Source organism: Nocardia sp. NBC_00403, from assembly GCF_036046055.1.
Classification (GTDB): Bacteria; Actinomycetota; Actinomycetes; order Mycobacteriales; family Mycobacteriaceae; genus Nocardia.
Genome location: NZ_CP107939.1, coordinates 5814735 through 5835507, shown reverse-complemented (window position 1 = coordinate 5835507; position 20773 = coordinate 5814735). Strand labels below are relative to the sequence as shown.

Annotated in this window: 18 protein-coding genes and 2 pseudogenes; 9 read left to right on the top strand and 11 right to left on the bottom strand. The window is 66.6% G+C overall.

What is annotated here, in order from left to right; genetic code table 11:
- Nucleotides 1–11 precede the first annotated feature (11 nt).
- The 4 genes from OHQ90_RS25985 to OHQ90_RS25970 form a co-directional block, all read right to left on the bottom strand.
- Nucleotides 12–1475, bottom strand: a complete 1464-nt coding sequence (locus OHQ90_RS25985; RefSeq protein WP_328401748.1) for an amidase family protein — start codon at nt 1473–1475, stop codon at nt 12–14.
- On the bottom strand, nt 1472–1924 hold the full coding sequence (locus OHQ90_RS25980; RefSeq protein WP_328401746.1) for a DUF2871 domain-containing protein: 453 nt from the start codon (nt 1922–1924) through the stop codon (nt 1472–1474). The genes OHQ90_RS25985 and OHQ90_RS25980 overlap by 4 nt, the downstream gene beginning before the upstream one ends.
- Nucleotides 1925–1931: 7 nt before the next feature.
- On the bottom strand, nt 1932–2369 hold the full coding sequence (locus tag OHQ90_RS25975) for a DUF4267 domain-containing protein (RefSeq protein ID WP_328401744.1): 438 nt from the start codon (nt 2367–2369) through the stop codon (nt 1932–1934).
- Between the two features lie 73 nt (nt 2370–2442).
- Entirely contained in the window at nt 2443–5706 is a 3264-nt protein-coding gene (locus OHQ90_RS25970; protein WP_328401742.1) for an AfsR/SARP family transcriptional regulator, read from the bottom strand.
- Nucleotides 5707–5708: 2 nt separating this feature from the next.
- On the opposite strand from OHQ90_RS25970, the gene OHQ90_RS25965 reads away from it, so the two are divergent.
- The 3 genes and pseudogenes from OHQ90_RS25965 (at nt 5709) to OHQ90_RS25955 (ending at nt 8277) form a co-directional block, all read left to right on the top strand.
- Nucleotides 5709–6119 (top strand): DUF3224 domain-containing protein, encoded by a 411-nt coding sequence (locus tag OHQ90_RS25965; RefSeq protein WP_328413104.1) that lies wholly within the window; start codon nt 5709–5711, stop codon nt 6117–6119.
- Between the two features lie 201 nt (nt 6120–6320).
- Nucleotides 6321–6823, top strand: a pseudogene (locus OHQ90_RS25960) (amino acid permease); the annotation flags it as partial.
- Nucleotides 6824–7191: 368 nt separating this feature from the next.
- A complete protein-coding gene (locus OHQ90_RS25955) occupies nt 7192–8277 on the top strand; it encodes a sulfite oxidase (protein ID WP_328413102.1) in 1086 nt (361 codons plus the stop codon).
- Nucleotides 8278–8312: 35 nt separating this feature from the next.
- Here OHQ90_RS25955 and OHQ90_RS25950 read toward each other — a convergent pair.
- A pseudogene (locus OHQ90_RS25950) lies at nt 8313–8614 on the bottom strand (HD domain-containing protein); the annotation flags it as partial.
- A 39-nt stretch (nt 8615–8653) separates the two neighbouring features.
- On the opposite strand from OHQ90_RS25950, the gene OHQ90_RS25945 reads away from it, so the two are divergent.
- Entirely contained in the window at nt 8654–8881 is a 228-nt protein-coding gene (locus tag OHQ90_RS25945; protein ID WP_328401740.1) for a hypothetical protein, read from the top strand.
- Between the two features lie 356 nt (nt 8882–9237).
- On the opposite strand, the gene OHQ90_RS25940 is transcribed toward OHQ90_RS25945, so the two are convergent.
- Both OHQ90_RS25940 and OHQ90_RS25935 read right to left on the bottom strand, forming a co-directional pair.
- The gene (locus tag OHQ90_RS25940) at nt 9238–10497 is read right to left on the bottom strand and encodes an FAD-dependent monooxygenase (RefSeq protein ID WP_328401738.1); all 1260 of its coding nucleotides are present in this window, start codon (nt 10495–10497) and stop codon (nt 9238–9240) included.
- A complete protein-coding gene (locus tag OHQ90_RS25935; protein ID WP_328401736.1) occupies nt 10494–10943 on the bottom strand; it encodes an alpha/beta hydrolase in 450 nt (149 codons plus the stop codon). Before OHQ90_RS25935 ends, OHQ90_RS25940 begins: the two co-directional genes overlap by 4 nt.
- A 110-nt stretch (nt 10944–11053) precedes the next feature.
- On the opposite strand from OHQ90_RS25935, the gene OHQ90_RS25930 reads away from it, so the two are divergent.
- Nucleotides 11054–12286: an alpha/beta hydrolase fold domain-containing protein gene (locus OHQ90_RS25930; protein WP_328401734.1), complete on the top strand. Its 1233-nt coding sequence runs from the start codon at nt 11054–11056 to the stop codon at nt 12284–12286.
- Between the two features lie 12 nt (nt 12287–12298).
- Here the strand turns inward: OHQ90_RS25930 and OHQ90_RS25925 are convergent, their stop codons facing one another.
- Entirely contained in the window at nt 12299–12520 is a 222-nt protein-coding gene (locus OHQ90_RS25925) for a hypothetical protein (RefSeq protein WP_328401732.1), read from the bottom strand.
- A gap of 93 nt (nt 12521–12613) precedes the next feature.
- Between OHQ90_RS25925 and OHQ90_RS39550 the strand changes: the two genes are divergently transcribed.
- Nucleotides 12614–12799, top strand: coding sequence for an oxygenase MpaB family protein (locus tag OHQ90_RS39550; RefSeq protein ID WP_442941180.1), 186 nt, complete (start codon nt 12614–12616; stop codon nt 12797–12799).
- A gap of 445 nt (nt 12800–13244) precedes the next feature.
- On the opposite strand, the gene OHQ90_RS25920 is transcribed toward OHQ90_RS39550, so the two are convergent.
- Together OHQ90_RS25920 and OHQ90_RS25915 are read right to left on the bottom strand one after the other, a co-directional pair.
- Complete coding sequence (locus OHQ90_RS25920; protein WP_328401730.1) at nt 13245–14030, bottom strand: CPBP family intramembrane glutamic endopeptidase; 786 nt, start codon at nt 14028–14030, stop codon at nt 13245–13247.
- Nucleotides 14031–14279: 249 nt separating this feature from the next.
- Nucleotides 14280–15629 (bottom strand): serine hydrolase domain-containing protein, encoded by a 1350-nt coding sequence (locus OHQ90_RS25915; RefSeq protein WP_328401728.1) that lies wholly within the window; start codon nt 15627–15629, stop codon nt 14280–14282.
- A gap of 127 nt (nt 15630–15756) precedes the next feature.
- On the opposite strand from OHQ90_RS25915, the gene OHQ90_RS25910 reads away from it, so the two are divergent.
- The 3 genes from OHQ90_RS25910 to OHQ90_RS25900 all read left to right on the top strand — a co-directional run bounded on the left by OHQ90_RS25910 (nt 15757) and on the right by OHQ90_RS25900 (nt 18553).
- Nucleotides 15757–16197, top strand: a complete 441-nt coding sequence (locus OHQ90_RS25910) for a LysR substrate-binding domain-containing protein (protein WP_328401726.1) — start codon at nt 15757–15759, stop codon at nt 16195–16197.
- A 935-nt stretch (nt 16198–17132) separates the two neighbouring features.
- Nucleotides 17133–17738: an ABC transporter ATP-binding protein gene (locus OHQ90_RS25905; protein ID WP_328401724.1), complete on the top strand. Its 606-nt coding sequence runs from the start codon at nt 17133–17135 to the stop codon at nt 17736–17738.
- Nucleotides 17735–18553, top strand: coding sequence for a hypothetical protein (locus OHQ90_RS25900; protein ID WP_328401722.1), 819 nt, complete (start codon nt 17735–17737; stop codon nt 18551–18553). Before OHQ90_RS25905 ends, OHQ90_RS25900 begins: the two co-directional genes overlap by 4 nt.
- A 66-nt stretch (nt 18554–18619) precedes the next feature.
- Here the strand turns inward: OHQ90_RS25900 and OHQ90_RS25895 are convergent, their stop codons facing one another.
- The gene (locus OHQ90_RS25895; RefSeq protein WP_328401720.1) at nt 18620–20626 is read right to left on the bottom strand and encodes a polyprenyl synthetase family protein; all 2007 of its coding nucleotides are present in this window, start codon (nt 20624–20626) and stop codon (nt 18620–18622) included.
- Between the last annotated feature and the right edge of the window lie 147 nt (nt 20627–20773).

Sequence of the window (20773 nt, the reverse complement as noted above, 5' to 3'; positions counted from 1 at the left end):
CTACGAAATATTCACCACGTCGTGCGCGAGCCACTGGACGGAGCCTGGCTCGGGGCAGGGCGCCGGGTGGTCGGGTCGGTTGCCGGGGAGATGGGTGTGGGCATCGGAAAGGCCACCTCGATATGGGCGGCGGCAGTCAGCGCGCGGCGCTCGGCGAATGGGGCGGTGATCAACTGGACCCCGATGGGAAGACCCTCGGCCGAGACGCCCGCGGGGACCGTGACCGCGGGCAGGGCCAGGTAGTTGGCGGCGATCGTGAGGCGGTGCGCCGCATACATGGTCGCGACTTGTGCGGTGCCGCCGAGGTCGTAGCCGACCGGCCAGGGCAGTTCGTCCGAGACCGGGCCGAGCACGATCGGATGCTCCGCGAGGAAGCGGGACCAGGCCGCGCGGCGGGTGAGGCGCTCACCCAGCGCGGTCATGTAGCCCGCCAGATCCAGCGGCGGGAACAGATCGATCGCCGCGTCCATGAAGGTGTTCAGTCCGGCGCTGCCGACTCGCCGCATGGCTTCGCGGCGCTGGACCACCACCTCGGTGGAGACCAATCGGCCGTAGTCCGCCGCCACCTCGCCCAATTGCGGCGGATCCAGTTCGGCTACCGGATATCCCGCGCGTTCGAGGGCGTCGGCGCAGCCGAGTACCGCGGCCCGCACCTGCGGATCGATATCGTCACCGAGCGTGACGGCGACCGCGGGCAGCGCGGTGTCCGTCGCGTCACACACCGGAATCCATCCGGGGTCGCGCACGTCAGCGCTGTTGCTGAGGACCTCCAAGGCGGTCGTCAGATCGCGCACGCTGCGCGCCAACGGCCCTGGCGCCGCGAACAATTGGTTTGTCGGTGCGGGTGCGGCCCCGGGCAGGCTCGAGGCCACCGCCACCCGGCCGGGTGTGGTACGCAGCGAGGCGACTCCGCAGAACGCGGCGGGTATCCGCAGTGAACCGCCGAAGTCGGTGCCCAGGCCGAGGGGTGTCATGCCCGCCGCTACCGCAGCGGCGTCACCACCGCTGGAACCGCCCGGGCTGCGGGTCGGGTACCACGGATTCACCGTCGGGCCCGCCTCGTCGTTGTCGGTGTGCCAGCGAGTGGCAAAGTCTGGCATGTTCGTTCGCCCGATGACGATCGCCCCGGCTCGCCGTAGTGCGGACACCGCGGGTGCGTCCGCTGTCGCGACGGCCTGTCCGAGGGCCGCCACGCCCCAGGTGGTCGGGCTGCCCGCGACATCGAGGTTGTTCTTGACGGTGACCGGAACCCCGTGCAGCGGCCCGGTCGGCCCCCTGCGGTCGGCCGCGGCCGCCTCCGCACGCGCGGTCTCGGCGAATACCGTGGTGAGCGCGCCGATTTCGGAATCGACCTGCTCGATGCGCTCGAGATGCGCCTCGACGACCTGGGCCGCGGTGACGGCGCCCTCGGCGATCAGCGCAGCGAGCGAGACCGCGTCCCGCGTCCACAGCGCGCTGTCCCGGCCGGTGGTCACGATGCCTCCTGTTCGGCGAATACCGCTGCGGTGCACGGTGTTCGGCTGTCGTCGATAGATTTGCCGAGGGTGATGAAGAACAGGACCAGCCCGGCGGTCAGCAGGATGTGGCCCACACCCGAGACGAGCGCGATCGCCTCACCACTGCTCTTGCCCAGCACGGTGAGGGTGCCGTGCAGCGTCATGGCCGCGACGGTGATGACCAGGCCGACGTTGTACAGCCGGAAGAACCAGCCGTACAGGCTTTTCCGGGCGCTGAGCGTGAACTGCTTCTCCAAGGCCAGCACGATGAGGAAGAACAGCATGCCCAGCGCCAGCAGGTGGGTGTGCATGACACTGAGCTGCGACTTCCCGGTGAAATGTTCGAGCTTGGTGATCTCGCGGTAGTAGAACCCGGAGATCAGGCCGATGATCATGTAGATGTGAGCGGTATTGAGCAGTGTCTTCATCGGGCGCTCACCGGCTTTCACGGCGCAGCAGCAGCGCGCCGCTGGCGGCCACCAGGGCGGCGGTGAGGCCGTGCACACTCAGGGCGGTGGCAGTGGAACCGTGGCGCAGCAGGATGGTGAGCATGTCGCCGGTCGGGATGAGGGCGACGGTGAGCGTGGCGACGCCGACGGCGCGCCGCTGCCCGGCCGCGAGCAAGGCGAGCAAGATCAGGCCGGAGACCACATCGCGGACGCCTTTGACGTTCAGGAAACCGTTGGCTTCACCGTGCGGCCAATCAGTGAAGCCGAACCCCGGGGCCATTGCCTGTGGGGCGAGCAAATAACCGGCGCCGACGGCAATGATGAACGCGGCACCCATTACGGCGCCGGCCGTGCCGAGACGTTCGCCGAGTCGGCGGGAATTACGCACGGAAACAACTGATTCCGTGTTCTGGAGAACAGACATGAACACTCCTGGATCGGTGGGATACGCGTCCAGAGCATCCAGTGCTGCCCGTACCGTTCGCTGACAGTCGTTGTCAGCGAACGGTACGCAGCAGTTCGAGCACCGCCTCGTCCGGAAGCCGGGCGCCCGCGAGGAATTCCGCGCCCAGGCGCACGGGCCCGAGCGCCGCTTCCGCCTGGTCGAGCGCCCGCCGCCGGAACGGGCCGATGCGAATCACCCCGGCCCTGCGGTTGATCCGGTCGGTGGCGCCGAGAATGCGGGCCGCGCGCCCCGGGGCATCCTTCGCCAGCGCGACCAGGGCGTAACCGATACCGACCTCGGCCAGCAGCGCCGCCGAGGTCTGGGCGGCCAGATCGCGAGGCATGGCCAGCTCTCGCAGCGCGTCGTCCGGCTGCCCCGCCGCGACCAGGGTCGCCGCGTGCACGGTGCTCACGAAGACCGGGTTCACGAAGCGGACGGTATCGTGGCGTCCCGCGGGCGGCGGGCCGGCGGGGAGCGGCTGCTCGGACATCCGCCGGAACAGTTCCATCGCGCGGTCGTTGTCGCCGCGCAGGTGCGCCAGGTGCGCCTGCGTCGCCGCCAGAAAGCGCCCGGGTGCGGGGATGATGTGCGGGGTGATCAGGGGCTCGGCCCGGTCGAGATAGGTTGCCGCGCTGTCGGTATCGCCGCCGACCAGGTACATCTCCGCCGCGAAGAGCAGCACGCCGATGCGCTCACCGGCGCCCAGGTCGGCGCTGAGCAGTTCCAGCGCGTGCGCGATCAGCGGGCGGGCGCTGTCCAGGCCGAGCATCCGGGTCCGGTAGCTGGCCAGGGAGATCAGGGCGCGGCTGTGTGACCGGGCGTCACCGTGCGCGCTCAGGCAGGTCAGCGCCGCCTCCAACGTGGGCAGGGCGCGGGCCGGATGGTCGCCGCCCAGTTCATCGAAACCTTGTGCTATCAGCGCATTTCCGCGTAGCCATGGATCGTCCGAGGTGGTGCAGGCGGTCAACAGGCTGTCGTCGTCGCCGAGCAGGTCACGCAGCGCCAGTATGAGCACGAACATCGGGTGTGGGGGCGGATCTTCGGTGAGGGCCGCACGGGTCAGTCGCTCGAATTGCCCCGTGTTCTCCCGGATTTGGCCCCACCAGATGTTGGTGAAGTACGCGAGCAGCTCCTGGCCGTACCGGCAGGCCAGGTAGGCCCCGGTGCACCCCGGCGGCGGTGTGTCGCCGAGCAGGGCGAGGACCTCGCGGCGGCGTTCGGAGATGTCGCCGTGCAACCCGCGCAGCAGCCAGTACCAGACGAGATTCCCGTACAGGCGAACCGCACGCTCGCCGTCGCCCGCGTCCAGCGCCCACCGCAGCGCGGTTTCGCAATTGGCGTGTTCGGCGATCAGACGCGCAAGCCAATCGGGGTGTGCGGCAGTGCGTAATCCGTGGGCGGCGGCATCGGTGAACCCCAGGAAGCAGTCGGCATGGATGCGGGCGACCTCGTCCGCCTCGCCGACTGCGGTCAATTCCGCGTTCGCATAGGCTCGGATGGTCTCCGCCATTCGATAGCGCTGTCCGTCGAAATCCACCAACGACTTCGTCACCAGTGAGGTGACCGTGTCGATGGCGTCCGGACCACACACCCTGGTGATGGCGTCCAAGGTCGCGCCGCCCGCGAAAATCGAAAAACGCCGGGCTGCTGCGGCTTCCGCATCGGTGAGCAGTTCCCAGCTCCAGGCGACAGCCGCGTGCAAGGTGCGATGACGCGGGACCGCGTGACGAGTGCTGTTGGTGAGCAAACGGAAGCGATCGGTGAGCCGCGCGCTGAGGTCCGGCAGCGGCAGACTCCGCACGCGAGCGGCGGCCAGCTCGATGGCCAGCGGCATGCCGTCCAGGCTGCGCACGATGGCACGGATATCCGCGGAATTGCCTTCGGACAGCGCGAAATCCGGGAGTGCCGCGGTGGCGCGGTCGAGGAACAACCGGACCGCGGGCGATGCGGCTGCCGCCGGGAAATCCACGTCGGCTTCGGGCAGGTCCAAGGTCCGGACCGGATACAGTCGCTCGCCGTCCACGCCGATCGGCTCCCGGCTCGTGGTGAGGACCCGCAGCAGGGGTAGCCGTTGCAATAGATCGTCGATCAGGCGCGCGGTCGCCTCCACGACATGCTCGCAGTTGTCGAGTACCAACAGCATTCGGCGGCCGGACAGCGTCCGCTCCAGTACTTCGGCCCACTCCGTGCACAGTTCGTCGGGTCGCTCGAACCCGGCGAGCGCGTTCACTATCGCCACTCCGACCGCGGTCACGGCAGGTCGGCCGGCTCGTTCTCGCTCGAGTCCGGCCAGTTCGACGAAGGCGTAGCCATCCACCCAGTCCACGGCGTGCGCCCCGACCGTCTCGGCGGCCAGCCGAGTCTTCCCCACGCCCCCGCTACCCGACAGTGTCACCAGTCGGGACTCGCGCAACGCCTGCCGCACTTCGTCCACGTCGTGTCCGCGTCCGACGAAGCTGGTGCGACGCCTGGGCAGCAGTGGCGCGGACACCTTCGATGCCCCGGTGGTCGGGGATGCTGCCACAACTCCCGTACGACCCGATCCGGACGTCGTCTCTGAGACAGGTCCGTCGACGGTGGGATCATGGGGTGCGTTGGTGTGAAGTTCGGCCAGGGCCGAGCGCAGCACCTCGGCGGGTGTTGTGCCGAGCTCCTCCCGTAACAGGGCCTCGGTGCGTTGAAACTGCTGTATCGCCTCGGATGTGCGCCCCGCTGCCGCCAGTGCCAGCACCAGTCGCGCGGCGAGCGTCTCACGGAACGGATGTGCCGCGACGTCCGTGCGGAGCTCACGCAATACTTCGCCGCCTCGGCCCAAGGCTCGCAAGGCGTCCGCTCGCAGTTCGACCGCTTCGAGTCGCTGTTCGGTCAATCGCAGTGCCGCAGCGTGCAATACGTCCGATTCCCCCACATCGATCAACGGCTCCCCGCGCCACAACGCGAGCGCGGTATCGAAGCGCGCGATGGCTCGTTCTGTCTCCCCGGCCGCGAGCAATGTCCGCCCCGCCTCGACCTCACGCGTGAACAGATGCGCGTCGACGTCCTCGGACGCAAGTTCGAGCACATACCCGCCCCCATCCCTCCGCACCACCCCCGGCGCCGCCGCGCGCAACCGACTCGCCAAGGTCTGCAACGCATTCCCTGTCCCCGCCGGCGGGTCCTCTCCCCACACCCCGTCCACCAGTCGCGCCACCGGAACCACTCGCCCGGCTTCGAGCGCGAGCAACCCCAGCAATGCCCGTACCCGCGGCCCCCCGACCGACGCCCTCGTCCCGTCCGCGGCCTCCACCATCACCGGACCCAATAGTCCTACCAGCATGAATCGCTCATCTCACGATCGATCCTGCGTGGCGCCCGGCCCTCTCGTCAACCCGGGCGAACCTGGGACCTCGCCGCATTGCGGCTATCGAACCGCCTCAGGCGGAAGCCGACGAAGGCAGACGGCCGCGAGGACCGGGTCTGGAGGGAACTGGGATCGCCGAGGTTCTCACCGCACAGGGCGCCACGGGCGCAGGCTACGTCGCCTCCGAACACATCAACACGATCCTGGAGGGCCGGCGGGGCACCTTCGTGATCCAACACGGCGGCCTGGCCAATGGCGACGACCGAAGCACCTTCGGCACCGTGGTGCCGCACTCGGGCACGGCCGACCTCGCCGGGCTGTCCGGACATGCCACCGAGGCCCGTCACGGCGTCCTGACCCTCACGTACACCTTCGACAGGCAACCCTGAACACCGGCGGCAACCATCGTCGGCACCTGGACTTGATCGGCCAGCGACCCCGAAGTGTGGCAGGAGTGTCCGATTAACGGGATAGATTCTGTGGACGTTGGCGGAAACGGGCCCTGACATAGTCAGGCGTCCGCGGTGCGAACAGCGGTTGCTTCGGAGCCGTCGATGAACACCGGCGTCACTGACACCGAGATTCGGACTGTGGTCTCGATCAATCTGGTGTCGGTGAAGTGGTTCGGCAAGATGGAGTTCTGGGCGGCGCTGATCAAAGTCGCGGCGCTGGTGACATTCCTGATCGTGGGCACGGTCTTCCTCGCGAGCCGGTTCACCCTCCAGGTGCAGACGACGCGCGTCGGTGTGATCGCCGACCACGGTGGTCTGTTCCTGACCGGCCTGCTGCCGGTGGTGACCGTCACCACGGGCCTCGTCTTCGCCTACTCCGCGGTGGAGCTGGTCGGCACGGCGGCAGGCGAGACGGACGACCCCGCGAAGATCATGCCGCGGGCGATCCATTCGGTCATCGCCAGAATCGCGGTGTGCTAAGTCGGTTCGCTGGTGCTGCCGGGACTCTTGTTGCTGTACAAGGCATTTGCGCCGGGAGTCAGCCCGTTCGTCACCTTCTTCTCGAAACTCGGTGTCGGATAGGCGGATTCGGTGATGAACCTGGTGGTCTGACCGCCGCGTTCTCCAGTCTGAATGCTGGTTTCTCGCGGCCATGCGCATCCGATAGCGCCTGCACACCACGATCGGCTGTGGAGTATGCGGTCCAGGCGATCGGCACCTTCTTCCTGGTGTTCACCGCCGGAACCGCCGTCGGCAGCAGAAGCCCTTCGCGCCGCTAGGTGTCGGTGGGGTGCTGATGGTGGCGATGATCATCGAGCAGGTGGCCAACTTCAAGCGGAACCAGGTGCCCGGCACCGGCCTTGGCCGCGGCGAAATGCTGTTCGCCAGCGGCTTCTCCTGCGCCGACGCACACCGCGCGCCGCCTCGGAGTCGACTACAAGCAGATCTCCTTCAACCGGCTATAGGATTGAAGTCGCAGTCCGCGACTACTCGTTGGCGGGGCGGTGAGATGTGGGGTAAGCGCGAGGACATGATTGTGCGGGGACGGCTGCCGTTCAACGCCGAGCCGCCGCCATCGGTGCTGGCCAGCAGCGAAATCACCGCGGTGGACGCGTTCTATGCGCGCAATCACGGTCCGTTCCCCGACATCCCCACCGAGCGCTGGCGGTTGGGCGTCGATGGACGGGTGGACAATCCGCTCACCGTGACCTACGCCCAGCTGACGACTGGTTTTGAGCAACACAGCGTGGTAGCGACGCTGGCGTGTGCCGGCAATCGGCGCGCTGAACTGCTGGCGGTGCGCCCGATCCCTGGCAAGGAGCCATGGGAACACGGCGCGATCTCGACCGCAGAGTGGGCCGGGCCCAGGCTGGCCGATGTACTGCAGGCGGCCGGGGTGTACCACGATGACCGACTGCACGTCGCATTCGCTGCGCCCGACGTGGCCCAAGAGGCCCGGCCGGTCCAGTCCTACGGCAGCTCCATCCCACTGTCCAAGGCGCTCCGCGAGGAGGTGTTGTTGGCCTGGCAGATGAATTCTCAGCCACTTCCGCGCGTTCACGGTGGCCCGGTGCGTGTGGTGGTGCCTGGCTACATCGGGGCTCGCAGCGTCAAATGGGTCACCGCCGTCACCATACAATCCGTCCCATCACAGAACTATTTTCAGGCCCTTGACTACCGTATTCTTCCGCCCGAGGCCGACCCAGAGGCGGTCGCACCGGGTGAGGGCATCTCGCTATCGTCGCTGGCGCTCAACTGCGACATCCTCGTGCCCACCGAGGGCGATCAGATTCCGCGTGGCTCCCGTACCGTTCGTGGATGGGCAATCGCCGGCGACGGCCACGGCATCGGACGGGTCGATGTCTCCGTCGACGACGGCCGCAGCTGGCGGCAGGCCGACCTACACCCGGCACCCAGCCGGTGGGCGTGGCGGCCGTGGTCGCTGACCGTTGACATGCGACCCGGGCCACTGAACATCACCGCGCGTGCCTGGGACGACGCCGGAGCCACACAACCCGAATCCCCAGCATCCATATGGAATCCCCGCGGATACGGCAACAACGCCTGGGCCCGCATCAAACTGACGATCCTGTAAGGCATCGCGGTGTGCAGGTCAGGCCACTAGCCAGATTCCGGCACATTAGGTGTGGTGTGCGATGCGATGCCAGCCAGACCTTTCGGGCATCGGCTTCAGCGACGCCGCGCTCGAGCAGGAAGTCGCGCACCGCGTTGGCGCCATCGATCTCGGAGCGCAGGGCTGAGGTGCGATACGGCTCGGTGATCCCTATGTCGTGGAACATCGCCGCGGCATAGGGCCATTCCAAGTCGGGTTGCAGTCCGCAGCGACGGCTCTGCAACGCGCCCAACAAGAAAACTCGACGCGAGCAACCGAACGGCAGGTCACCTTGCATATCCACTCCGGGGCGGTCCATGAGCCGCGGTCGGGCGTGTGCGGATTCAGAGGGATAACGATGCCGATCAAGTCAGACGAATGTGCCATCCTCGACGAGCTGCGCGAAATCGCCCCCGAGGCCGTCGGAAGCGGCGCTGACCAACGTTTGCGTTCGATGGGCGCTGCCCGATCCAAAGACAATCAACTGGTCTCTCAGCGGCTCGCGTCGCGCAGCGAAGACACCAATGCGTGGATGACTGAACCGCCTGGTGCACAACGATATCCGATGACACCGGATGCGAGCTAGCGATTGAGTTGGCCGCGGATCGGGAAGGTTGCCGGATGGTCTGCCACAGGTGACGTGCCACGGGCTGCCCCGCGGTGAGGTGTGGATGGATTTCCGAAGGAGGTCTCCTGCTCCACCGCCGCGAACCAGGACCATCCCCGCGTGTGCGGGGCCGACACCGCCAGAAGCGGTTCGACATTCGCGGCCTCCGGACCATCCCCGCGTGCGGGGCCGACACTTGTTGACCTGCGGTGATATTCGCCCGGTCGCAGGTTTTCGTTCGGTTTCGTTCGCGTGCTGGCCCCTGTCGACACCGGCTCGGCGGGCGTACACCTCTGCGAGCCAGTTGTCGATGGGGTCGATGAGCATGTCTTCTTTCAAGAAGACGTTGGTGGGATGTTCGAGGCTGCAGGCTGTCGAGCAGGCTCGAACACGGTGTAATCCGTCAAGACGATGGAATCGGCCTTCTGCATGGACTTGGCCATCAATCCGCGCAGCGGCGTCGAGGTGAACATCCGCACCGACAGGTTGCGCATCCGGATGGCGGCGCGACTGCTGGGGAGGAACCCGTTGACGCCGCCGGGCGGCAGCTTCTGGCACTCGGTGACATACGGCCGCAGCTGCTGCTGATACCCGGTGAATGCAGCGTGATGATCGCCTCGAGACCGGGCGAGTTCGCCCGCGAGGACATACGCGCCGACCATCGCCATGGCGGTGCCATTGCCCGAGAGTGGTGATCCGCAGTAGCCCGCGTCGCCGACCAGCACGATCCGCCCACGCGACCAATCGTCCATTCGGGTCTGGCTGATGGTATCGAAGAAGAAATCCGGCGCGTGCTCCATTCCGGCCAGCAATCGCGGTGCGAGCCAGCCCATTTCGGCGAACGTCTCGGCCAGGATCCGCTTCTGCCCCTCGACGTCGTGCCGATCGTAGACCAAATCCGTTGCCTTGAAACCGAACATCGCCTTGGCGGTGGACGGTCCTTCGGGCCGGACGGCCACGAGCTTGCCGCCGGGTGCGTTGTGCAGCTGGAACCAATCCGTGAGCCCGAGCCCGTCCACCGGGACGGTGAAGTAGGCCATGTACGCGCCGAGATGATGGACGAAGTCGGCCTCGGGCCCGAAAGCCAGCTTGCGGACGGTTGAGTGCAGACCGTCTGCGCCGACGACCACATCGAATACGCGTGATGCGCGGTGCCGGAAGGAGACCACAACGCCATCCGACACTTCACGCATACCGGTGATCGTGTCGTCGAAGATATATTCGACACCCGATTGTGCGGCCGCGTAGAGGATTTCGGTCAGATCGCCGCGCAGGATCTCGATCCCCGCCACCGCGCCTTCGCCGTCGAAGAGCTCGGCAGGCATTCTCGCGCTCCATGCGCCGGTTTTATCGACATAGGCCAGCCCATTCTCGTGGACGCGCGCCCGATCGATCTCCGGCATGATGCCCATCCGCTCGGCGACTTCTTTGGCGACGCCGCGTAGATCCACGGCCTGCCCGCCGGGGCGCGGTGTGGGAGCTCGCTCGACCACGGTGACGTCGAAGTCATAGCGGCGCAGCCAATACGCGAGCGTCAGCCCGGCGATGCTGCCGCCGGAGATCAGAACACTGCGTCGGACGGTGCGGTTGTTCATGGGGTTCTCCTGAGTTGTCGTAGGTCATGGATTCGGAGGATCGGCGGCCACCCTTGCTCGTGGGCGAGCTCGCCGACGGCGGCGGCGAGCGGGCCACCCGCGTGCTCGCCGCCGACGAGCAACCGAGCCGGGTCCGCGTTCAGCTCCGCGGCATGATCGGCGGCCCACTGCAGCACGCTCAACGCGTCCGGCACGATGTCCGACCGAAAGCTCCGGGACGCGGGTGCGTAGCGCACCGACAAGACGATGAAATCGGATGCGCTGCAGATATTCCGGCAGTGGACGTCGAAATCCGCGGTGTCGCTCGGCGCGCCGATGTCGAACAGCGCCAGCAGCGGCCGCGGTGGCCCGGTGGGGGAGGGCCAATAGATCCGAGTGCTACGGGATCCGATGGTGCGGCGCAGCCGCACCTCGGCTGCCCGGCAAACGGTTGGTGAAGATGTCACCCGACAACGTTCGCATCCGGTGTGGGCGAGAAGGAAGGTCCGAATGGGCATGGCAGTCTTGCGTCAGCGACATAACCACCCACGGATGGCAATAGACGATACTGCATGTCATGAGCAGCGAGGATGCGGCGGGGACGCTGTCACATATGCCGAAAGCGCCGGACGCGATCGAGTTGCGCCACCTTCGGTCGTTTGTCGCCGTGGCCGACGAACTGAATTTCGGCAGGGCCGCGGCCAAGCTGCATATATCGCAGCCCGCATTCAGCAGGCAAATCCGTTCGCTCGAGCGCCTCGTCGGCTGTGATCTGTTGCGCCGCACCACGCATCAGGTCGAGCTCACAGTCGCGGGCGACGCGTTGCTCGAACGGGCCAGGCGGATCCTCGGTGACGTGGACGAAGCGGTAGTGGCGACCCGATCGGTCGGCGGTGAGCTGTTGGCACGGATCTCCAAGTACTGGGAGCCGCTCGGGGATCCCGATCCCGAATTGCCAGTGCTCCGTGACGCATACGAAGAGTTGCACGCGCAGTTTCCACCGCCGCCGGAGGTTTCTGTGCGGCCTATCACCGCGGACGGGGTGTCCAGCCTGCTGCTCAGGCCGCAGCAGCCCGCCGACATCACCGTGCTGTACCTGCACGGCGGTGGCTATATCGCCGGATCCGCGTTCGGATATCGTTCGCTGGCCGGTGCTCTCACCGCCGCTGCGAACACCACCACCCTCCTGCCGGACTACCGTTTGGCGCCAGAGCATCCGTTCCCCGCGGCCATCGACGACGCGCTGCGCGCCTACCTATGGCTGCTCGACGGTGGCACCGAACCCGACCGGATCGCCATCGTGGGCGACTCTGTCGGCGCGCACCTGGTGATGTCCACGCTGACACGCCTCGAACAACAGCAGCTACCGATGCCCGCTGCCACGGTAATGCTCTGCCCTGGAATAGATCTGCACTGCCACGAGGAGGTGGCACGATCGCAGCAGGCGCAGGCGGACACCGTCTCGGCGAGCCAGTTCCGCAGGCGCATCGTCGGCGACTACCTGGCCGGTCACCCGGACGACGATCCGGTCGTCAACCCGCTGTTGGCCGACCTGACCGGCATGCCGCCGATGCTGGTGCAGGCGAGCACCGGCGACCCCCATCTCGTCGATGCCCACCAACTCGTCGACCACGCTCGCGAACACGGTGTCGATGTCCGTCTTCAGCTCTACCCGGTCGAGACCCACAACTTCCACATCTTCTGGTCTTTCCTGCCCGAAGCATCCGACGCATTGCAGCAGGCGGGTCAATTCATTCGAGAGGAAGCAGGCCAAAGCGTGGCGCGCACAAGTTCTCGGTCGAGCGCATAGCGTCGAGCTCGCCTAATCGGCGCTGAAGTCGAGCTGCGGGAATCTATTTCGGAGCTGATCGAGGCACCGGCAAACCTCGTTCAGCTCTCGGCGGTAGAGCTGCGCTTCGGCAGTCGATCGGAACTCGCCGCGCCTGATTGTCAAGGCTTGGACGGTGGTGGCCAGGGCCGCGGCCTCATTGTTGAGCAAGTCGTAGAACACCCGCGCCTGGCCGACGTCGGATTCGTCGAGCACCGGTCGCTTGGATCAGTTCGCCTGTGTCGAAACGTGTTCGGCAGTTCGACTGTTGGACACCCCGGTATTTTCCATGGTTCATGATCGCGTCCAGTGTGGGCACACATCGCTGGATCACAAGCTCTCGGAATATATTTCACTCGCCAAGACAAGGACGCGGCCTACCAACTGTGGCGATACACCGGACACCTGCTCGGACTGAGCCCAGAAATCCTCCCCACGAACGACCGCGGAAGGATAATTCGGTTCCCGCGATCACCGAACCGTCGGTGGATTTGATCTCGAGCGTGCTGTCCTCGACCGCGAGCGTGCCGTCCTCGACGGTAATGGTGGCCGACTTGTCCTCGGTGCCGGCGGTGTAACCGATGGCCGCGGGGGCTGACTCGACGGCGGGGCGGCCTGAGCAGTGGCGGCAAGGCCGACGGTGGCGGTGATCAGGGCAGTGGCAACGGCGGTGAGCGAAACGCGATGGTGTTGCGGGCGGGCTGCCAGAACGCGGCGATGAACACCGCCCAGCACAAGACCCCGATCGTTCCGGCCTAGGCCCGGTCGCCGAAGGACGGCGGCCGCCTTGCTTCCGGCGTCGTTGACGACGAACGGGATGTCGGTGCTGGAGAACACGTAGGCGATCGGCAACGTCAGCACGGCCACGCCGACGGCGGAGTAGTTATCGGTTCACGATCGCCGAGATTTCGTGCGGTTTCGGCTGGCGGCGTGCCGAGTCTTAGATGAGGTTCAGCGCCAGGGCGATGGTGCCGAGCGTCGCCAGGATCGAGTCGACGCCGACGTGCATCCCGATCGAGAGCCGGATGTCCTTGTTCCGCCAGGCGAACCAGAACCCGGGGAAGGTGAAGATCACCCGCGACACGAACATCCACGGTGACCAGAAGTGATAGAGCGCGAACAGGACCGTGCTGAGCACCGGCGCCCAAGCGCCGAGGTGGGAGATGCGGGGCAGCAGGAAACCGCGGAAGTAGAGCTCCTCGATGAGCGGGAGGGAGATTCCGGTCAGTGGCAGGCAGATCACCATCGTGGTGAGCATGATCGAGTGCGAGTATCCGTCGAGGTATGCGGTAACGCTGCCGCCTGTGTCTGCGTACGGGAGCCATGTGAAGAAGTCTTTGAAGAAGTTGTTCATCGGTGCCAGCGCGAACCCCACCACCATCATCCACACGATGAGCCCGATGACCATCGCCACGAGGTTCCCGCGCGGGAGCGGCTTGTCGGTGTAGTGCAGCACGCCGCGTAGCGAGATGTGGCCGTTGTGCTTGCGGCCCAGCCACAGTAGCCCCGACAGGATCGGTATGAGAACCAGACATAGAGCGATCGCCCAGCCTATGAGGGTCGGATATCCAATGGTGTTGGCGAGTGGTTCGCCGATGAGCAGGTAGGCGGCGACGATCAGGGCGCCGGGGACAAGGTGCAACACGATCGACAGTGGCAGGGAGTGGCGGTCGTTCAGCAGCCGCTGGACTATTCGGTTCGGTCGAGTGTCTTCGAAGGCGCGCATGACAAGAGTTCCTAGAGCTGTTGGCGAATGGGTGCGTGAGATGAATCGGAAAGTGCCCACCCAGCCGGGCAGAACTCGGCGGCCGACCGTCTCGGGTGTCGAAGGCCCGAGTCCAGCCGCTGAGCGGTGTCCGTGGACAGGCCCCAGGGGTTGCTGCCGCTGGTGCTGGTGTGTGGAGCCGGGGTGTGTCAGGCGGCAGCGGCGTGGCGAATGATGATGTTGCCCGTCGGCTGAGCCGGTTCGGCCTCGTCAGCCCGCGGCTTGCCCGCCGCAGAACCCCTCGTTGGTGAGCCTCTGTACCGCATTCAGCTGCGCTTCCACCGGGGCGTGCTGTTGATCAGCGTCCACGTAGGTCAGCGAGGCCTCCAGGGTCCTACTGCCATCGGCCGTGCTGCGCAACAGCGTCCCGTAGCCCTGGACGCCGCCGTCGGAGGACAGGACGGTGCCGCCGCAGTCCACGGTCCGCACCTCCAGCCCGAGGCCATAGCTCATCTTCGGGTCGGGCGTCGGGTGCCCCTTGCTCATCTCGGCCAGCAGCGCGGCCGGGAGGAGTTTCCCGCCCAGCAGCCCGGAGAAGAACGTGTGGAGATCCTCGGTGGTCGAGATCATGTCGCCGCCGGCGGAGATCCAGGAGGGGTTCTGACGGGTGACGTCGACCGTCTTCCACTGCCCGCCGTCTTCGTACTTGTAGTAGCCGTGCGCGTGCGGCTCGGCGATCTCCGGCGAGGCGCCAGGCACCACAGTGTCCGACAGCTCGAGCGGCCGCAGGATCCGCCGCTGTATCTCGTCGGCGTACGAGCTGCCGGTGACCTTTTCGATCAGCAGTCTGGCCAGCGCGTAGTTGGTGTTGGAATAACTCCAGTCCGTCCCCGGCTCGAACCGCGTCGGCTTGGCCAACGCCAGCCGCACCAACTCCTCCGGTGGATAGGTGTGGAATCGGTTGTCCACCCAGGCTTTGCCCTGCCAGACGATCCCCGCCGCGACCGTCCCGTCGGGGTAGTACTCGCCGGTGTAGTTGAACAACCCGCTGGTGTGCTGCAACAGCATCCGCACCGTGATCCGCCGGTCCAGCCCGAACTCGGGAAGGTAGTCGGCTGCCGGGGCGTCCAGCCCGATCTTGCCCTCGGCCACCAGTTGCAGCACCACGGTCGAGTAGAAGGTCTTGGTGGCGCTGCCGATCCGGAACCGCCCGTCCGTAGGCGGCTTCGCGGCCTGGCCCAGCTCGCGCACCCCGGCGCTGCCGACCCACTCGCCTCGCTGATCGTGCACGCGCAGCTGCACCCCGGTGATACCGGCATCGACGATCTCCTGGATGGCCTGCTGCAGCTCCGGGCGATCCTGCCCGGCTGGGGCATCCGGCACTGCTGGGTTGTCCGCGGTGGCCGGCCCAAGTGCGGCTGCCCCGGTCAGCAGCGTGGCCGCCAGCGCCGTGACCGCCACCCGCCGGAAGACCCGCGGTATCCGGGCGCTGTTGTCTTTGGTGCCCCTGGTTGTTTCTGGAACCTCATCCTCGGCCTTGCCGGGGAGGACCGGGAGCTGGTGCACGCCGTCGATGCGCGTCCTGGTCGCCGTGATCGCGAGTGGGGGTTGGGTTTTCATGGTTCCTCGTCTCTGGTGTGGCGTTCAACGAAAACCACAATCGCCCCCCGTCCTGACACCGGACCGTCACCGTGCTGACACGCCTCTGACTCCGTGTCACCTCGGGCCGAAACGGCAGTTCACGGGCATGGTGGCGGCCGTCCGGCCCGGCCACCACCTCACCGAAGAACCCTTGACCCCGGCCCGGCTCGCTGCCGCCCAACACGTCGCGGTCAGCCGCCGTGGCCGGTGCACCGGCCCACTCGACACCGCGCTGGCCCAGCAGAACCTCCAACGGCGAGTCAGCGTCGTCCTCCCCAACCACTTGGCCGCCATGACCCTCACCACCCGCAGCGACATCGTCTGCCTCGCACCAGCCGCACTCCCCGGCGCCGACCCGTCGCCCCTCACCAACGACGCAACCGCCCTCGGACTGCACCTCCTCGACATCCCCCTGGCACTGCCGCCACTGACCATCAGCATGGCCTGGCACCCCCGACACACAGCCGACGGAGCCCACCACTGGCTCCGCAACACCGTCCGCCGGACCCTTCGCACACCCAGGAGCCCAACCACATCATCCGACTGAGGCACCCACAGATGCGTGCTGGTGGGCTCGAAGCAGTCGCGAGAAGAGTCATGCTAAGGGCGGCGGTGGGTGCGCGGTGTAGAGCGGTTCACGTTGTGGCGCAATGCATCCCAGTCCCTCGCGTGTGGCCAGACGGAGGGTGTTACGGCTCAAAAAGCCTTCTCCGCGCTGAATCTCGTTCAGCGCGTTGGGCCGGAAACATCCTTGATCCACACTGCCGGTGGGAATGCAGGGGTGCAGTCGAATTCCTTTGCGTAACAGCCAATCTTAGGGGCGTGTCCATGCGGACGTGGCGACGTTGTCTGGATGCAGCAGGGGTACGGGGCGACACGGCGCGTGCCGATTTTTCGGCTGCAGCGCGGTATCTCCTGCCCAGGCATTTCGAGGGCTGGGGGCCGCTGTGGGTCTTGGCTCCGCCGGAGAGCCTGCCGCACATAGCCGCCGCAGTGGCGTTGGCGCGCTACACCGATGACCTCTGCGACAGTGGCCCTGCCGGGGGGCATCACCGAAAGCCCTCCCTGGCTATGCGGGATTGGGCACCCCGGCAGTGCGGCCGTCGTGAGCTGCCGGTAGCCGCGGCTGCTGTGTCACTTGGGTTGAAGAGAAGAGGCCGCTGCGACCGGGGCTGTTCCGGAGAACGGCCGGTGGCGTCCGCGGCTGGCGTCGGAAGCATACGACTCGGCCAATCCCGCTCAGTAAGCGGCTTGGGTCGGATGTCAAGCCGGATGTGTTGGGAGAGTTGACGTGTGCGTTCGCGCCGGGTCATCGATCGAAGCCCACTAGCTGGAGCTGAAATCCAACATCCTGGGCGGCCGGCCACCCTGTCGGCGGCGTGCGTGCCGCGAATTGGCCGTCCTGGCATGGGCTTTCGTTGTTTGTTGGTAGCATTCGGGCGGTTGCCGGGCTCCTGGGTCGATGGCAGGTAAGGGGCGTTGATGGAAGTGGAGGACGTCCACCATTCATATGGCAGGCGATCGGTGTTGCGTGGTATCGACCTCGTGTTGCCGGCCGGAATGTTGGTGGGGATCGTTGGTGAGAACGGCGCGGGCAAGTCGACGTTGTTGAAGGTCCTCTCCGGGGGGCTGCGACCGGATCGGGGGGTGGTCCGGCATCGTGGGCGGTTCGGTTACTGCCCGCAGCAGGTGGTGTTGAACGATGCGTTCACGGTTCGTCAGCACCTGGATTTCTTCGCAGCGGCCTATGCGATCCCGGACTTGCGGCGGGCCGAGGCGACCATGGAGATCTTGCGTTTCTCCGACTATGCCGGTGAGCGGGTCGCGACGTTGAGCGGCGGCACGCGGCAGAAGCTGAACTTGACGTTGTCGGTGATGCATGATCCGCAGGTTTTGCTGCTCGATGAGCCGTATCAGGGTTTCGATTGGGAGACGTATCTGCGTTTCTGGGATCTGGTCGCCGAGTTCCGTGACACCGGCCGGTCGGTTCTGATCGTCTCGCATCTGGCCCACGACACCGACAAGCTGGATCAGGTGTGGCGGTTGCACGAGGGTGTCCTACACAGCAGACAGGAGAAGGCCGGATGAGCGAGGGTGTGCGGCTGTTTCTGATCGCCACGCGCTACGGCCTCATCGAGCATGCTCGTAACCGGTTCGCCATGCTGCTGGTGGCTGCCTTCATCCCCGCCTCGATCACTCTGGTGCGCGTGGCCGTCACCGATATCGAGGTGCCGTTCCGGCTTCGCGGCACCGGTCTGGTGTTGCGTGCCAACGGCAATGAGCTCGCTCAGATCAGTGGTGCGCTGACGGCGGTCTGCTTGATCATCGGGTTCATGATGTTCGCGGCAACGTTCAGCAGCGGAGCATTCGACCGGCGTCTGTCGATGGCCGGGTATCCCCGGGTTGCTTTGGGGCTGGCGAAGATTGCCTGCCTGGTGGTGGCCTCGGTGGTGGTCTGCGCGTACGCCACCGCGGTGATCTGCTGCTACTGGTCGCCTCGCCGGCCTGTCCAGCTCGCTGCGGCGCTTTTCGGTGCGGCGATGACCTACGGGGCGCTGGGTGTCGGTCTCGGGGCCCTGCTGCGCCGCGAGGTGGAGGGGATGTTCGCCATCGCGATGATCACCTGCTTCGACCTGGCGGTGCAGAACCCCATCGCCAGCGCTGGGGCGGACAGCGACTTCGTGCGCTGGCTGCCCTCCTACGGGGCGATGCAGGCTTCGACCGCGGCCGGTTTCTCCGACACCACCTCATTCGCGGGTTTCGCCGTGCAAGTGGTTTGGTTCACCGCGAGCGCCCTGCTCGGGCTGGTCGCTTTCCATCTGCGCACCCGCTCGTCGCTGCGACCCACGATGTGGATCCGCCTCCCCGGACCGACGAAGTCCGGACAGCCGACGAAGCACTGAGAGGGCGTCCCGCGCGACCATCACGGTGTATCGCGCGGGACACCCTGCTTTGCCGATTGCGGTGGCTTACGGCGCGATAGGGGCCGGTTGGGTGGCCGGGTAGTAGATCTCACGGCGCAAGCGTTCCAAGTCCGGCGCCGCGGAAGACGAGGTTTGCTCGTACCGATCGCTCTCACGCGCCCAGAGCCCCACGTTCGTCATGTTCCTGTATATCTCCGCGTAGTCCTTCCCCTGGCCCGACAGTCCGGGAAGCACGCGCAGGAGCGCGGGGACGTAGCGGATCAGCGCCTCGAGCTGGGCGCGTTGATCCGCCACCTGGCGCTGCAGCTGCTCGACGGCTTCGCGGCGGGTGCAGCCGGTCTCGTGACGGACCGCCCGCACCAGGTTGTAGGGGACTTGGTCGGCCTCGTCCTGATCCAATCCCACCAGGTCGTTCTCCACGAAGGTCACCCAGAAGGCGAGTTCCTCGAGACGGCGGATCACCGGGTGGTTGCGCAGCTTCGGCGGCAGTTCCCGGCCCTGGTGCACCTCCATGCAGGCGAGGGCGGTTTCGATCCCGCTGGTCGACATCCGCAGCGGCAGGTAGTCGGCCGTGGGCGGGATGTAGCCGTTGATGCGGTGGTGCGCTTCGCGTTCGCAGGCTTCGCACCACTCCTCGAGGCCGTCGAGGAACCGCTCCTGCCAGCGGGCGCTCCGGCCCTCGCGCAGCCGCGGCCACAAACTCGCCCACGACGTCGGGATCGCGCCGGGCCTCCACGGCTTCTCCGGGTCCTGGCGCAGTGTTGCCACCATGCCACGCCTCAGCGCGGTCACGGCTTCCGGGTCGGTCAGCTGCGGATCCTCGAACAGGTCGTCCCACGCAAGGAGCAGCACGGCCATGCGGTAGGCGGTCTGTTCAACAGCCGGGTCCACTGCTGGGGCCCAGTGTCGCGGGATCCGGATCGCTCCTGTCCACCGGTGGTAGTCGGCCTCGCCCGGGGAGACGACAAGGCCGGTGTCCACCATCCAGCTCCTCAACCGTTGCGCGACCTGCGGCGGGAGCGCATCGCTGTGAGCCCCGGGTGGCTGTGTCGACTGCCGGTGGACCGCGGGGCCAGGAGTTCGCCGGTCGAGTATGGACCGGGCGTAGGCGGTCATTGCGTGGCGGGCGCTCAGTGCAACGGGCAGGGCGGCGAGCTGGCCGGCGGCCTGGTCCATGAATTCATCGGCCCTCGCTTGTGCTTCGTCCACGGCGCCGGAGGCGACGACGAGCTCTTGGGCATGTACGGCTTGCTCACGCGTCATTGTTCTGCGCAGCATGTTGGCAAGGTCCTGGTCGCGGGCAGCGGCGCGGATCACGGGCAGTGTGTAGATGCCTTCGGGCAGATCCGCGTTGACGGGCTTGCCCGTTTCTTCGGCGGTCGAGGTCAGGTCGAGGATGTCGTCATACAGCTGGTAGGCCAGCCCGAAGTGTCGACCGAACCGGGCCAACGCCTCTTCTTCATCCTCGTGGCGGCCGGCCTGCATCGCGCCCACCCGGCATGCCAGCGACAGCACCGCCGCGGTCTTGCCGTCGATCGCGTCCAGGTAGGACTGCTCGCTGCGGGAGGCTACGTAGAGGTCGGCGGCCTCGATCACCATGCCCGCGCACATCTGCTCACCCGCGCTCGCCCCCGCGAGAACTTCGCGCTGGCCGAGTTCGGCCAGCATGCGCACGCTCGTGAGTATCACGGAGTCTCCACCCAATACGGCCATATGCGAACCCCACACCGCGTTGGCGCTGGGACGGCCTCGACGCTCGTACGCGTGATCGACGACGTCGTCGTGGTAAAGCGAACCCAGATGGAGCAACTCGACGGCAGCAGCGGCGCGCACCACCCGGTCCTCGGCCGGGACCGCGGGATCGGTCAGCAGGTAGTACGACAACAAGGTCAACGTAGGGCGGACCAGACGGCGAGAGGTGTCGGGCCCTTCGTCGGTGAGTGCGGCCAGTTCGGGCCTGCCCTCCAATTGCACGGGGCCGAGAACGTCACGGACGCGGTCCAAGTCCGCATCCAGATGCGGGAAGACAGCCGAATCGATTTCACGTGGCACGCGGGCACTCCTGACTGGTTACATCGAACAAAGGTCGATCAATGGCAATTTGACACCACACTGGCGCGGAAGATGTTGGTATCAGCCAATTTTGGTGCCTCGGCATCTTGGGTGCTGCCAGCTCGGGGTGCTCGAGATGAAGCCGGA

Coding starts and splice junctions, on each gene's coding strand:
- OHQ90_RS25930 (WP_328401734.1), top strand. CDS start 11,054: ATGAGCAGCGAGGATGCGGCGGGGACGCTGTCACATATGCCGAAAGCG.
- OHQ90_RS25900 (WP_328401722.1), top strand. CDS start 17,735: ATGAGCGAGGGTGTGCGGCTGTTTCTGATCGCCACGCGCTACGGCCTC.
- OHQ90_RS25980 (WP_328401746.1), bottom strand. CDS start 1,924: ATGAAGACACTGCTCAATACCGCTCACATCTACATGATCATCGGCCTG.
- OHQ90_RS25920 (WP_328401730.1), bottom strand. CDS start 14,030: ATGCGCGCCTTCGAAGACACTCGACCGAACCGAATAGTCCAGCGGCTG.
- OHQ90_RS25955 (WP_328413102.1), top strand. CDS start 7,192: ATGTGGGGTAAGCGCGAGGACATGATTGTGCGGGGACGGCTGCCGTTC.
- OHQ90_RS25905 (WP_328401724.1), top strand. CDS start 17,133: ATGGAAGTGGAGGACGTCCACCATTCATATGGCAGGCGATCGGTGTTG.
- OHQ90_RS25970 (WP_328401742.1), bottom strand. CDS start 5,706: ATGCTGGTAGGACTATTGGGTCCGGTGATGGTGGAGGCCGCGGACGGG.
- OHQ90_RS25915 (WP_328401728.1), bottom strand. CDS start 15,629: ATGAAAACCCAACCCCCACTCGCGATCACGGCGACCAGGACGCGCATC.
- OHQ90_RS25975 (WP_328401744.1), bottom strand. CDS start 2,369: ATGTCTGTTCTCCAGAACACGGAATCAGTTGTTTCCGTGCGTAATTCC.
- OHQ90_RS25945 (WP_328401740.1), top strand. CDS start 8,654: ATGCCGATCAAGTCAGACGAATGTGCCATCCTCGACGAGCTGCGCGAA.
- OHQ90_RS25940 (WP_328401738.1), bottom strand. CDS start 10,497: ATGAACAACCGCACCGTCCGACGCAGTGTTCTGATCTCCGGCGGCAGC.
- OHQ90_RS25910 (WP_328401726.1), top strand. CDS start 15,757: ATGGTGGCGGCCGTCCGGCCCGGCCACCACCTCACCGAAGAACCCTTG.